The 12,742-nt window shown below is 57.5% G+C and carries 11 protein-coding genes and 1 pseudogene; 8 read left to right on the forward strand and 4 right to left on the reverse strand.

What is annotated here, in order from left to right; genetic code table 11:
• Together GKAS_RS19645 and GKAS_RS19650 are read left to right on the forward strand one after the other, a co-directional pair.
• Positions 1–359 (forward strand): annotated as a pseudogene (locus GKAS_RS19645) (ABC transporter permease subunit); the annotation flags it as partial.
• Positions 349–1,032, forward strand: coding sequence for an amino acid ABC transporter permease (locus tag GKAS_RS19650; protein ID WP_035896670.1), 684 nt, complete (start codon positions 349–351; stop codon positions 1,030–1,032). The pseudogene GKAS_RS19645 and the gene GKAS_RS19650, both read left to right, overlap by 11 nt.
• A 95-nt stretch (positions 1,033–1,127) precedes the next feature.
• On the opposite strand, the gene GKAS_RS19655 is transcribed toward GKAS_RS19650, so the two are convergent.
• Together GKAS_RS19655 and wrbA are read right to left on the reverse strand one after the other, a co-directional pair.
• On the reverse strand, positions 1,128–1,355 hold the full coding sequence (locus GKAS_RS19655; RefSeq protein WP_035896671.1) for a YccJ family protein: 228 nt from the start codon (positions 1,353–1,355) through the stop codon (positions 1,128–1,130).
• Between the two features lie 20 nt (positions 1,356–1,375).
• Positions 1,376–1,981 (reverse strand): NAD(P)H:quinone oxidoreductase, encoded by a 606-nt coding sequence (gene wrbA, locus GKAS_RS19660; protein WP_035896674.1) that lies wholly within the window; start codon positions 1,979–1,981, stop codon positions 1,376–1,378.
• A 370-nt stretch (positions 1,982–2,351) separates the two neighbouring features.
• Here wrbA and GKAS_RS19665 point away from each other — a divergent pair, with 370 nt between their 5' ends.
• Both GKAS_RS19665 and rutR read left to right on the forward strand, forming a co-directional pair.
• Positions 2,352–2,528: a con-10 family general stress protein gene (locus tag GKAS_RS19665; RefSeq protein ID WP_035896676.1), complete on the forward strand. Its 177-nt coding sequence runs from the start codon at positions 2,352–2,354 to the stop codon at positions 2,526–2,528.
• Between the two features lie 113 nt (positions 2,529–2,641).
• Complete coding sequence (rutR, locus tag GKAS_RS19670; protein WP_035896678.1) at positions 2,642–3,280, forward strand: HTH-type transcriptional regulator RutR; 639 nt, start codon at positions 2,642–2,644, stop codon at positions 3,278–3,280.
• On the opposite strand, the gene GKAS_RS19675 is transcribed toward rutR, so the two are convergent.
• Complete coding sequence (locus GKAS_RS19675; RefSeq protein WP_035896680.1) at positions 3,277–3,672, reverse strand: lysozyme inhibitor LprI family protein; 396 nt, start codon at positions 3,670–3,672, stop codon at positions 3,277–3,279. The two genes, rutR and GKAS_RS19675, sit on opposite strands and share 4 nt — an antisense overlap.
• Positions 3,673–3,853: 181 nt before the next feature.
• Here GKAS_RS19675 and GKAS_RS19680 point away from each other — a divergent pair, with 181 nt between their 5' ends.
• Complete coding sequence (locus GKAS_RS19680) at positions 3,854–5,203, forward strand: MATE family efflux transporter (RefSeq protein ID WP_246870752.1); 1,350 nt, start codon at positions 3,854–3,856, stop codon at positions 5,201–5,203.
• Positions 5,204–5,337: 134 nt separating this feature from the next.
• Here the strand turns inward: GKAS_RS19680 and putA are convergent, their stop codons facing one another.
• Entirely contained in the window at positions 5,338–9,300 is a 3,963-nt protein-coding gene (gene putA, locus GKAS_RS19685) for a trifunctional transcriptional regulator/proline dehydrogenase/L-glutamate gamma-semialdehyde dehydrogenase (protein ID WP_035896685.1), read from the reverse strand.
• Between the two features lie 409 nt (positions 9,301–9,709).
• On the opposite strand from putA, the gene putP reads away from it, so the two are divergent.
• The 3 genes from putP to GKAS_RS19700 all read left to right on the forward strand — a co-directional run.
• Complete coding sequence (putP, locus tag GKAS_RS19690) at positions 9,710–11,230, forward strand: sodium/proline symporter PutP (RefSeq protein ID WP_035896687.1); 1,521 nt, start codon at positions 9,710–9,712, stop codon at positions 11,228–11,230.
• Positions 11,231–11,462: 232 nt separating this feature from the next.
• Complete coding sequence (efeU, locus tag GKAS_RS19695) at positions 11,463–12,296, forward strand: iron uptake transporter permease EfeU (RefSeq protein ID WP_035896689.1); 834 nt, start codon at positions 11,463–11,465, stop codon at positions 12,294–12,296.
• Positions 12,297–12,345: 49 nt separating this feature from the next.
• A partial coding sequence (locus GKAS_RS19700; protein WP_035896691.1) for a cupredoxin domain-containing protein occupies positions 12,346–12,742 on the forward strand: 397 nt, incomplete at its 3' end.

Here is a 12,742-nt window from a genome sequence, read left to right on the forward strand (position 1 = left end):
AGCGCGAAGCGGCGCTGGCGCAGGGGTTTTCGACCTATGGACTGCTGCGACATATTTTGCTGCCGCAGGGGCTGGCTAACGCCTGGCAGCCGGTGGTGGGGCAGTATCTGAACCTGATGAAGCTCTCGTCGCTGGCGAGCGGCATTGGTTTTGCTGAGCTGACCTACCAGGTGCGGCAAATCGAAAGCTACAACGCGCATGCGCTGGAGGCTTTCGCGGTGGGCACCGTCCTCTATCTGCTGACCGGCATGGCGCTGGGGCTGTTGTTGAGCCGTCTGGGACCTAAACCGGTGGGGCAGCCTAAGCGCGTGCGGAAGGCGGCGGCGAGCGTGGCGGGAGGTGCGGTGAATGAACGCTAATCTGGCGGTAATTTACGACAACCTCGACTATCTGCTGTGGGGACGGCTGGCCGATGGCGAGCCCGGTGGCGTAGCGCTGACGCTGATGATGGCGATAGGCGCCGGCGCGCTGGCGCTGCCGGGCGGCATTCTGCTGGCCTGCGCGGCGTGGCGATTCTCTGGTTTGACCCGGCGCTTGCTTTACCTGTGGGCGGAGGTAATACGCGGGATTCCGCTGATTTTCGTTATCTTCTGGCTGTGGTATCTGCTGCCAATGCTGACCGGGAGCGACCTGCCGGGTGCGGTGACGGTAACGCTGGCGCTGGCGTGGTTTACCGCAGCAATGGTGATGCACTCGGTGCTGGCGGGGCTGCGCGCGCTGCCTACCGGACAGTATGAAGCGGCGTTGACCCAGGGTTTTAGCGCCGGGCAGAGCCTGCGGCTGATTTTGCTGCCTCAAACCCTTCGCAACGTGCTGCCTTCGCTGGTGGGGATTTTTATCAGCCTGCTGAAGGACACCTCGCTGGCGTTTATCGTCAACGTACCAGAATTAACCACGGTGGCGGGGCAGGTCAACAACCGCGTGCAGATCTACCCGACGGCGATCTTTGTCTTTATCGGCGTGGTCTATTATCTGCTGTGTTTTGGGCTGGAAAGGGTGGCAAAACGCTGGCAGCGGCGGGTGGCGGTGTAAAAAACAAACCCGGCGTCGCGATGCTCGGCCGGGCTACGAATGACAGAGGGTGGTAGCCCGGCTGAGGCGTTTACGCCGACGCCGGGTTTAGCCCATCACACGTTTTTACGTTCGATGGTTTGTTCGCCCCAGAAGAGCGCGTCTTTATCGGTTTTGCTGAAGGCCAGTTCGAGAACGGCATCGCTGCCTTCTTCCCAGATTTTCTCTGCCGTTTTTTCATCAAATTTGGCCAGCTCAAAAATCGCTTCGGCGATTTCAGGCGACGTATTACGCAGACTGGCCCATTCACCAATATGATGAGCCTTGCCTTCTTGTGTCGGCATATCGCTTCTCCCTTAAATCATTAGCCTTTCATTTTGACGGCCAGGCCTGCCACGTATTCACCCTGATAACGGGCGATGGACAGCTCTTCCTGGCTTGGCTGGCGTGAACCGTCTCCGCCAGCGATAGTGGTTGCGCCATATGGCGTGCCGCCGCGAACCTGAGAAACATCAAACAGTTCCTGAGCCGCGTAACCAATCGGCACAATCACCATACCGTGGTGGGCGAGGGTCGTCCACGTTGAAGTAATGGTCTGCTCCTGTCCGCCGCCGGTACCGGTTGAGCTAAAGACGCTGGCCAGTTTGCCGTACAGCGCGCCGGACGCCCACAGGCCGCCGGTCTGGTCGAGGAAGGTGCGCATTTGCCCGGCCATATTGCCGAAGCGGGTAGGAGTACCGAAGATAATGGCGTCGTAATCAGCCAGTTCTTGTGGGGTGGCGACGGGAACCGCCTGCGCTTTGCCGCCTGCTTTGGCAAAGGCTTCTGCCTGCATTGTTTCTGGTACGCGCTTGATGGTGACGTCAACGCCGTCGACCTTATTTGCGCCTTCGGCTACTGCTTTAGCCATCGTTTCGATGTGTCCGTACATAGAATAATAGAGCACCAGAACACTTGCATTTCCACTCATCTTAACTCTCCTGTGTCAAATTCGTCGGTTACCTAACAAGCATGTTTAAGCATAGTCGCAAATGACGGATTCGCTGCAACGATTCGGCAATTTATCCGCGCCTGGGTGGCATGATTTTTTGCCGCCGCTGCGCCTTTTGACGTAGGCTGACACACTTTTTTATGACCGTTTTTCCTCTACCATAAGAGCCGATTACGCATGGGGCGAGGCGTCGCCTTGAAAAAACGGGCGCTAGATATGACAAAATGTGACCAATCCGCCTGCGCTGCCGCTGCGACGGCTAACCTTATTACTACCCGCGCAATACGGCGGGTGAACGCGCTTTGAATTACGTAATGCACTATGTCGTTCTCTCAACCGGAGGTCAGTAATGGCAAACCATCGTGGCGGTTCCGGCAATTTTGCCGAAGACCGTGAAAGAGCATCAGAAGCAGGTCGTAAGGGCGGCCAACACAGCGGCGGGAACTTCAAGAACGATCCCCAACGCGCCTCGGAAGCGGGCAAAAAAGGCGGGAAAAACAGCCATGGTAGCCACCGCGGCAGCTAGCGGTGCGTGAATTGTCTGCCTCTCTCCTAACCGCCGGATAATCCGGCGGTTTCTTTTTATGGCCGTAACCCGCAAAATAGGTATTGATGCCGTAAATAACAAGGAGAGGGCGCATGGCTCAGGATGCAGTAAAAAAAGGTGGCAAACGTTCGCAGGCTGTCAGTGCGAAGAAACAGGCTATCCTTACCGCCGCGCTGAATACCTTTTCACAATACGGGATCCACGGCACGCGCCTTGAACAAGTGGCGGAGCTGGCCGGGGTATCGAAAACCAATCTGCTTTACTACTTCCCGTCAAAAGAGGCGCTTTACGTGGCCGTGATGCAGCAGATCCTCGATATCTGGCTGGCGCCGCTGAAGGCATTTCGGGAAGATCTGGCGCCGCTGGTGGCAATTAAAGAGTACATCCGTCTCAAGCTTGAGGTCTCGCGTGATTACCCACAGGCCTCGAAGCTGTTCTGTCTGGAGATGCTGCAGGGCGCGCCGCTGGTGATGGATGAGCTGACCGGCGACCTGAAAGCGCTGGTGGTGGAGAAGTCGGCCATCATTGCCGCGTGGGTGAGTGCGGGCAAGCTCGCGCCTATCGACCCGCACCATCTGATCTTTATGATCTGGGCGACGACCCAGCATTACGCTGATTTTGCCACCCAGGTGGAGGCGGTGACCGGGAAAACCCTGCGCGACGAAACCTTCTTTCAGCAGACCGTCGACAACGTCCAGCGCATCATCATCGACGGTATCCGCGTCCGTTAGCTGGCGGGCGGCAGAGGGCAGCTCAAGTCGCCCTCTTCACACTGTAACAGCGAGGAGAGAAACGCTTCGCGCTCGTTAGTTTTGTCGGTCAGGCACTGGCTATTCACCATCGGCTGCGCGCTGCCGCCATGGCTACTGGAGCTGATAAACGCACAGTCCGCATCGCGCAGCGCAATCCACGCTGACTGCGCTTTCTTCAGTAAATCTCGCTGCGCGGGCTCTGCGCGTTTCAGCACGTCCTGCCAGGTTTGGTTGAGCTTTTTATCTGCCGCCTGATACTGCGCAGCGGAGCAGGTGTTTAAATCAGCCTGCGTAGTGGCATCGGCACACTCGTCCGCCAGGGCATAACCGCTGCTCAGCAGCAGGGCAAGGGCGGGTAAGAGACGTTTCATCGGTTGACTCTCCAGATTATTCATACGGCGCTTAGGCTCAGGATATAGCACGATTTTACCTCTGAATCTCCTCCAACCACCGCTCGTTTTTCTGAATTTGAAAGGTGGCGCAACGATCGACTGGACGTCTTTGGTGTAGAAGGTTGATGATCGCGCACTTGCACGGAGAGAGGGAAGGGAAATGACAGTGATGTCCGGCACCAACGTTCAGCCTCGGTTAACGCTTTTTACGCTGGCGTGGCCCATTTTTGTGGAGCAACTGCTGCGGCTGATGCTGGGGTACGTTAGCGTTTTCATGCTGGGGCACTATTCCGATGAGGCCGTTGCTGCCACCGGGGTCGCTAACCAGATTCTGGCCATTTCCGTTATCTTCTACGGCTTTTTGACCGTTGGCGTGCAGATTGTGGTCGCGCAGCTGATTGGTGCGCAGCGGTTTAAGCGCGTGGAGCGGGTGATCACCAACGGGCTGGTAGTGGCTTTTCTTATCGGCGTGGCGATGAGCCTTATCTTTATTCTTTTCGGCGATGCGTTTTTGCGTATGCTGGGGCTAAGCGAGGCGCTGGTGGTGGTCGGTTCGCCGTTTATTCGCATCATCGGCGGCATTTCGGTGGTTATCGCCCTCTATTCGTCTATTCTGCCCATTCTGCGTACCCACGGCTATGTTCGTCAGGCGATGCTGGTGCCTGTCACGGTCAGCGTGATCAACGTGGTGTTCAACTACCTGTTTCTCTACGGCAAGCTGAGTTTTCTCGACCTCGGGGTGACCGGCGTGGGTATTGCGGTATGTATCGCCAACGTTATGGGTATGCTGATGTCGGCGTGGATGCTGAAAAAGTACATTGGCTACGTGTTCCGCTGGCAGAAGCTGAAGCAGTGCTCGCGCAAAATGCTGGGAGCCATTTTACGCTACGGGCTGCCGTCGGCGGGGGAGAACCTCTCTTACGCGGGCTCGCAGCTGGTGGTGACGGCGATTATCGCTTTTCTCGGCACCGAAGCGCTAACTACCAAGGTTTACGCTTCAACGATCAGCCAGTTTGTCGCGCTGTTTGCCATGTCTATCGGCCAGGCCTCACAGATTATGATTGGCCGTGCGGTGGGCGCGCGTGAAATTGATGCGGCGTACCGCCAGGGGATTAAAAGCTGGCGGTTGGGTCTGGCGGTGGCCTTGTCTATCAGCGTGGTTATTTACCTGCTCGCCGAGCCGATTATGCAGCTCTTTACCCCGAATCAGGAAATCATCGCCCTGACTAAGAAACTGTTTATGCTGTCGATTTTGCTCGAACTGGGACGCGCGACCAATATCATCGTCATCAGCAGCCTGAACGCGACCGGCGACGTTCGCTTTCCGTTTATCTGCGGGATTATCGTGATGTGGATTGTCAGCCTGCCGTTTTCCTACCTGTTGGGTATTTCGTTCGGGCTGGGGCTGGTTGGGGTCTGGATGGCGTACATTATTGATGAAGGGCTGCGGGCGATGCTGATGTACCGGCGCTGGCGTAGCCGGGTGTGGACGACGAAATCTGTTTTTTAATGGTCGCTCAAGCCAGGTAGGTCTGATAAGCGAAGCGCCATCAGGCAAGATATGTGCACATTGCCGGATGGCGGCGTAAACGCCTTATCCGGCCTACAAATAAAAAAACCCGGCAATCGCCGGGTTTGAACCTCTTAACCAATCGTCATCAAGCTGGCGTTCCCGCCCGCTGCGGCGGTGTTCACGCTGAGCGAACGCTCATGGTACAGACGCTCCAGCAGCAGATTGGTTTCACCGCGGGCAAAGCCCTGCACCGAAACAATTGCTCCGTCGCGCGCCGCCACCTGTTCGCAGAGTTCGCGCAGCTGGTCAGAATCACCGTGGTAAATCACCGCATCGAAGAAGGCGTTCATCAGCGTTTCCGGTTTCGCGAAGTGGATACGCTCGCTCACCGCTTTCGGCAAGGATTTCACCAGTTCACGCTGCAGCGGCGCATCCTGCCACAGCACTTCGCTGCCGACCGCCATCACCGCCGACAGCTGCGTCAGCAGGTCCGACTCGTTATCGGCCACGCATAGTACGCGCTCGCGCGGCACCAGCGTCCAGGTGTTGCGCTCGCCGGTTGGCCCTGGCAGCACGCGCTGAGTACCGGCCTGCGCCAGCTCGCTATACAGCTTGCTCTGCGCCAGCAGATCCGGACGACCGGCCATCCAGCTTTGCAGCTCGGTGAGCGGTTTTTCCAGCAGCGTTTTGAGCTGAGTATCAACCACCTGACCCGCATCCTGACGCGCCAGCGTTTTCGCCAGCGCCGTTTCTGGACGGCTCGCCAGCAGGCGGTACAGGTACATCGGGCCACCCGCTTTCGGACCGGTGCCGGAGAGACCTTCACCGCCGAACGGCTGCACGCCAACGACCGCGCCCACCATATTACGGTTAACGTACAGGTTGCCGACTTTCGCGCTGCCGGTAACCTGAGCGATAGTTTCATCAATACGGGTATGCACACCGAGGGTCAGACCGTAGCCGGAGGCATTGATCTGTTCAACCAATGAATCCAGCTGATTACGGCTGTAGCGCACCACGTGCAGCACCGGACCGAAGACCTCTTTTTTCAGCTCGTCGAAGCTCTCGAGCTCAATCAACGTTGGCGGAATAAAGGTACCGGTTTGCCACTCGCGGCTGTCCTCGGCATTTTCACGCGCGGCCTGGAATACGGTACGGCCTTTGGCGCGCATGGTCTGGATATGGTTCTCAATACCGGCTTTCGCTTCAGCATCGATAACAGGCCCGATATCGGTGGTCAGACGGCCCGGGTTGCCCATCCGGCATTCCGCCATCGCGCCGCGTAGCATGGTCAGCGTGTGGTCGGCGATATCGTCTTGCAGGCAGAGCACGCGCAGCGCCGAGCAACGCTGTCCCGCGCTATCGAAGGCCGAGGCTACCACGTCAACCACCACCTGCTCGGTGAGCGCGGAGGAGTCAACGATCATCGCGTTCATGCCGCCGGTTTCCGCCACCAGCGGCGTCGGGCGGCCCTGAGCGTCGAGACGGGTGGCAATATTGCGTTGCAGCAGGGTGGCAACATCGGTAGAACCGGTAAACATCACGCCGCGCACGCGGGCATCACCGGTCAGCTGTGCACCGACGGTCTCGCCACGTCCTGGCAGCAACTGCACCACGCCTGCCGGTACGCCCGCTTCCAGCAGCAGGGCGATCCCCTGAGCGGCAATCAGCGGGGTCTGCTCGGCCGGTTTGGCCAGCACGCTGTTACCGGCGGCAAGGGCGGCGGCCACCTGACCCATAAAGATAGCCAGCGGGAAGTTCCACGGGCTGATACAGACCACCGGGCCTAGCGGACGGTGAGTTTCGTTATCGAAATCGTCACGAACCTGACCGGCGTAGTAGTGCAGGAAGTCGACCGCTTCACGCACTTCGGCAATGGCGTTGCTGAAGGTTTTCCCGGCTTCACGCACCAGAATCCCCATCAGCGGCTGCATCTGATCTTCCATCAGCACCGCGGCGCGTTCCAGAATTGCGGCACGTTCCTGCGGCGGAGTGGCGAACCAGATTGGCGCGTTGTTCACCGCGCTTTCCAGCGCCTGTTCCACTTCGCTGGACGTCGCTTCTCGGACATAGCCCACCACGTCTTTCGGTTCAGCCGGGTTAATCACCGACACCATATCGCCGTCGGCAACCGGATGCTCCAGCATCGGCTTCGCCGTCCACTTATGCAGCGCGCTATTGAGCAGCGACGAGGAGAGGGAAGCCAGGCGATGTTCGTTGGCGATATCCAGACCGGCGGAGTTGACGCGTCCCTTGCCGTAGAGGTCACGCGGCAGTGGGATCTTCGGATGCGGCAGACCTGACGCGCCTTCCTGTAGCGCCATTTTCTCAACCGCCAGCACCGGGTCGGCAACCAGCTCGTCCAGCGGCAGGCTGCTGTCAGCGATACGGTTAACGAACGAGGTGTTAGCGCCGTTTTCCAGCAGACGACGCACCAGATAGGCCAGTAGCGTTTCGTGAGTGCCCACCGGTGCATAAATACGGCATGGACGGTTTAGCTTGCCTTCCGCCACTTTGCCGACAACCTGCTCGTACAGCGGTTCGCCCATGCCGTGCAGGCACTGGAACTCGTACTGACCCGGATAGTAGTTATTGCCCGCCAGTTGATAAATCGCTGCCAGAGTGTGGGCGTTGTGGGTGGCAAACTGCGGGTAGATGAGGTTCGGCACGCCGAGCAGTTTTTTCGCGCAGGCGAGATAAGAGACGTCGGTGTACACCTTGCGGGTGTACACCGGATAACCTTCTAGGCCGTCCATCTGCGCACGTTTAATTTCGCTATCCCAGTAGGCGCCTTTCACCAGACGGATCATCAGGCGGCGACGGCTGCGGGTGGCGAGGTCAATCAGGTAGTCGATAACAAACGGGCAGCGCTTCTGGTAGGCCTGAATAACGAAGCCAATGCCGTTCCAGCCTGCCAGCTCTGGCTCAAAGCACAGTTTTTCTAGCAGATCGAGGGAGATCTCTAAACGATCGGCCTCTTCGGCGTCGATGTTAATGCCGATATCGTACTGGCGCGCCAGTAGGGTCAGCGATTTCAGACGCGGATAGAGTTCGTCCATCACGCGGTCATACTGGGCACGGCTGTAGCGCGGGTGCAGGGCGGAGAGTTTGATGGAGATCCCCGGGCCTTCATAAATGCCGCGCCCGTTGGACGCTTTACCAATGGCGTGAATCGCCTGCTGATAGGAGACCATATAGGCCTGCGCATCGGCGGCCGTCAGCGCGGCTTCACCGAGCATATCGTAGGAGTAGCGGAAGCCTTTTTCTTCGAGCTTACGGGCGTTGGCCAGCGCTTCGGCGATGGTTTCACCGGTCACGAACTGTTCGCCCATCAGGCGCATCGCCATGTCCACGCCTTTACGCACCAGCGGCTCACCGCTCTTACCGATAATGCGGTTCAGCGAGCGCGACAGGCTGGTTTCGTTGTGGGTAGAGACCAGTTTGCCGGTAAACAGCAGCCCCCAGGTGGCGGCGTTGACGAACAGCGACGGGCTGCGGCCAATGTGCGACTGCCAGTTACCGTTGCTGATTTTGTCGCGGATAAGGGCATCGCGGGTGGCTTTGTCAGGAATACGCAGCAGCGCTTCCGCGAGGCACATCAGCGCCACGCCTTCCTGAGAGGAGAGGGAGAATTCCTGCAACAGGCTCTGTACCATCCCGGCGCGGCCGCTGGCGGTTTTCTGGTTGCGCAGTTTTTCCGCCAGTTTCCAGGCCAACTGATGCGCCTGTTCGGCAATCGGCTGCGGCAAGCGGGCCTGCTCCATCAGCATTGGCACGGCGTCGGTTTCGCTGCGGCGCCAGGCGGCGGTAATCGCCGCACGGGTCACGGATTGCGGCAGGATCTGCTCGGCGAATTCGAGGAACGGCTGGTGGATTTCTTCCGCCGGCTGGGCAGATTCATCACTCTCGTTCGCGGCACCCGACAGCAGCGCAGGCAGCTCCGGCAGGACTTCATCGTTTTCGAGCTTTTCCAGATAGTTAAAAATTGCCTGCTTTATGAGCCAGTGAGGGGGGCGGTCGATACGTGTCGCCGCACTCTTAATGCGCTCACGCGTTGCGTCATCCAGCTTAACCCCCATGGTGGTGGTGCCCATGCCATCTACTCCTGTTGCTCGGTTGTCATAGTAATTGCGTAACAGGAATATCCATCATGTTGCAACTTTGTGCAACCGTGTTAAATGTGACGTCCGTTGCAGGCTTAAAAATGAGTTAATTGTTAATGGTAAAACTTATGGAAAGCAGCCTGAGAAATGGGTATTGCGAGCTGATTTTATGCGCCACTTAACAGTTATTCGCGGTGCAACCGTAAAAAGCGTGAGGGAGTGCAACCTATAGGAAAATGCTATCAGCGGGCTAATGCATTCTATGTAAATGCAGTGTTAAATCGTTTGTGAATTAATTCCGCTTCCGTCAGGATACGGTCGCTTCAAATGATTGCCCCGTTCCGGCAATGATAAAGACGGCAAATTGGGATGTTGCCGACGCATAATTCTGGAGAATTTAATGACTATTAGTACACCGATGCTGGTGACCTTTGTTGTTTATATTTTTGGCATGATCCTTATTGGCTTCTTTGCATGGCGCAACACCAAAAATTTCGATGACTATATCCTCGGCGGCCGCAGCCTGGGCCCGTTCGTGACCGCGCTTTCCGCCGGAGCCTCTGACATGAGCGGCTGGCTGCTGATGGGCCTGCCGGGTGCCATCTTCATTTCCGGTATCTCGGAAAGCTGGATCGCCATCGGCCTGACCGTTGGCGCGTGGATCAACTGGAAGCTGGTGGCCGGGCGCTTGCGCGTGCACACCGAGGCAAACAACAACGCTTTAACGCTGCCGGACTACTTCACCGGGCGTTTTGAAGATAATAGCCGCGTGCTGCGTATTATCTCCGCGCTGGTTATCCTGCTGTTCTTCACCATCTACTGCGCTTCCGGGATTGTTGCCGGTGCACGTCTGTTTGAAAGCACCTTTGGCATGAGCTATGAAACCGCACTGTGGGCGGGAGCGGCAGCGACCATCCTCTACACCTTTATCGGCGGTTTCCTCGCGGTGAGCTGGACCGATACCGTGCAGGCCAGCCTGATGATTTTCGCGCTGATCCTCACGCCGGTGATTGTTATCTTCGCGGTCGGCGGCATGGGCGACTCGCTGGAGGTTATCAAACAGAAGAGCATTGAGAACGTCGATATGCTCAAAGGGCTGAACTTCGTTGCTATCGTATCGCTAATGGGCTGGGGCCTGGGCTACTTCGGCCAGCCGCACATTCTGGCGCGCTTTATGGCCGCCGACTCCCACCACAGCATTGTGCACGCACGCCGTATTAGTATGACCTGGATGATCCTGTGTCTGGCCGGGGCGGTTGCCGTGGGCTTCTTCGGGATTGCCTACTTCCAGAACAACCCGTCGGTGGCAGGGCCGGTGAGCCAGAACGCCGAGCGCGTATTTATCGAGCTGGCGCAGATTCTGTTTAACCCGTGGATTGCTGGAGTCCTGCTGTCAGCGATTCTGGCGGCGGTGATGTCAACGTTGAGCTGTCAGCTGCTGGTGTGCTCAAGTGCGATTACCGAAGATTTGTATAAAGCGTTTCTGCGTAAAAACGCCAGCCAGAAAGAGCTGGTATGGGTAGGGCGCTTTATGGTGCTGGTGGTGGCGCTGGTGGCTATCGCGCTGGCGGCAAATCCGGAAAACCGCGTGCTGGGTCTGGTGAGCTACGCGTGGGCAGGCTTCGGCGCCGCGTTTGGCCCGGTGGTGCTGTTCTCGGTGATGTGGTCACGTATGACCCGCAACGGCGCACTGGCCGGGATGATTATCGGTGCGGTGACCGTGATCGTCTGGAAACAGTTTGGCTGGCTGGGGCTGTATGAAATCATTCCTGGCTTTATCTTTGGCAGCGTCGGTATTGTCCTGTTTAGCCTGCTGGATAAAGCGCCGTCGGCAAGCATGCAGGAACGCTTTGCCAAAGCGGACGCGCATTATCACTCCGCACCGCCGTCCCGCTTAAGTAGCCCGGACGAGGTGCGATAGCGCCGCCTCCGGGTACAAACCCGGCTACTCTCTCAAGCCCGCATTTTTGCGGGCTTTTTTTATGTTTGCACCTGATAACGAGCGTAACTATATTCGCGCTATTTTTTTACATCTCGTCATTATTTCCCTCACATTTCGCTTGTGTTTATTTTTGGCTTAATGATAATCACTATCACTCACATTTACCTGTCTTTGCAAAAGTTGACGGCGTTAAACATTTAAGGATGTCCGCATGTTTGTTCCTTTTCTCATTATGCTGCGCGAAGGGCTGGAAGCTGCGCTGATTGTCAGCCTGATTGCCAGCTATCTGAAGCGCACGCAGCGCGATCGCTGGATTGGGGTCATGTGGATTGGCGTGATTCTGGCCGCTGCGCTGTGCTTAGGTTTGGGCATTTTCATCAACGAAACGACCGGCGAGTTCCCGCAAAAAGAGCAGGAGCTGTTTGAAGGGCTGGTGGCCGTGGTGGCAGTGGTTATCCTGACGTGGATGGTGTTCTGGATGCGTAAAGTGTCCCGCAACGTCAAGCAGCAGCTGGAGCAGGCGGTGGATAACGCGCTGCAAAAGGGCAATAACCACGGCTGGGCGCTGATCATGATGGTCTTTTTCGCCGTAGCACGTGAAGGGCTGGAGTCGGTCTTCTTCCTGCTGGCGGCATTCCAGCAGGATCTCGGCATCTGGCCGCCGCTGGGGGCTATCCTGGGTCTGGCAACAGCCATCGTGCTGGGTTTCCTGCTTTACTGGGGCGGTATTCGCCTCAACCTCGGCGTGTTCTTCCGCTGGACGAGCCTGTTTATTCTTCTGGTGGCGGCTGGGCTGGCGGCGGGGGCGATTCGCGCCTTCCATGAAGCGGGCCTGTGGAACGCGTTCCAGGATGTGGCCTTCGACCTCAGCGGTACGCTGACCACGCATTCGCTTTTCGGCACGCTGCTGGAAGGCATCTTTGGTTATCAGGAAGCGCCGAGCGTCAGCGAAGTGGCGGTCTATTTCCTGTATCTGATTCCCGCACTGGCGCTGTTCTTCTGGCCGCCACGCGCTGCTACATCAACATCACGTATCGCCCCATAAGGCAGATAACGGCTGTTTAGTGACAACTACTTATTGAAAGGGATGGACCATGACCAAGAACTTCCGCCGCAGCGCGTTGCAGACGGGCATCGCAGCACTCTTCTCTACGGCGTTTATGGCACAGGCTGCCGATATTCCGCAGGTTAAAGTGACGGTAAACGACAAACAGTGTGAACCGATGTCCATCACCGTGAAAGCGGGTAAAACCCAGTTCATCATCCAGAACCACAGCCAGAAGGCGTTGGAGTGGGAGATCCTCAAAGGGGTGATGGTGGTGGAAGAGCGTGAGAACATCGCGCCGGGCTTCACCCAGAAGATGACCGCCAACCTGCAGCCGGGTGAATACGACATGACCTGCGGCCTGCTGACTAACCCGAAAGGTAAGCTGATTGTTACTGGTGAAGCGACCAAAGACGCGGCGAAAGCCAACGCGCTGCTGAGCCTGA

The organism is Kluyvera ascorbata ATCC 33433, assembly GCF_000735365.1.
GTDB lineage: Bacteria > Pseudomonadota > Gammaproteobacteria > Enterobacterales > Enterobacteriaceae > Kluyvera > Kluyvera ascorbata.

Bases quoted from the DNA above. Each gene is read 5' to 3' on its own strand.
- GKAS_RS19650 (WP_035896670.1), top strand. From the start codon at position 349: ATGAACGCTAATCTGGCGGTAATTTACGACAACCTCGACTATCTGCTG.
- GKAS_RS19655 (WP_035896671.1), bottom strand. From the start codon at position 1,355: ATGCCGACACAAGAAGGCAAGGCTCATCATATTGGTGAATGGGCCAGT.
- wrbA (WP_035896674.1), bottom strand. From the start codon at position 1,981: ATGAGTGGAAATGCAAGTGTTCTGGTGCTCTATTATTCTATGTACGGA.
- GKAS_RS19665 (WP_035896676.1), top strand. From the start codon at position 2,352: ATGGCAAACCATCGTGGCGGTTCCGGCAATTTTGCCGAAGACCGTGAA.
- rutR (WP_035896678.1), top strand. From the start codon at position 2,642: ATGGCTCAGGATGCAGTAAAAAAAGGTGGCAAACGTTCGCAGGCTGTC.
- GKAS_RS19675 (WP_035896680.1), bottom strand. From the start codon at position 3,672: ATGAAACGTCTCTTACCCGCCCTTGCCCTGCTGCTGAGCAGCGGTTAT.
- GKAS_RS19680 (WP_246870752.1), top strand. From the start codon at position 3,854: ATGACAGTGATGTCCGGCACCAACGTTCAGCCTCGGTTAACGCTTTTT.
- putA (WP_035896685.1), bottom strand. From the start codon at position 9,300: ATGGGCACCACCACCATGGGGGTTAAGCTGGATGACGCAACGCGTGAG.
- putP (WP_035896687.1), top strand. From the start codon at position 9,710: ATGACTATTAGTACACCGATGCTGGTGACCTTTGTTGTTTATATTTTT.
- efeU (WP_035896689.1), top strand. From the start codon at position 11,463: ATGTTTGTTCCTTTTCTCATTATGCTGCGCGAAGGGCTGGAAGCTGCG.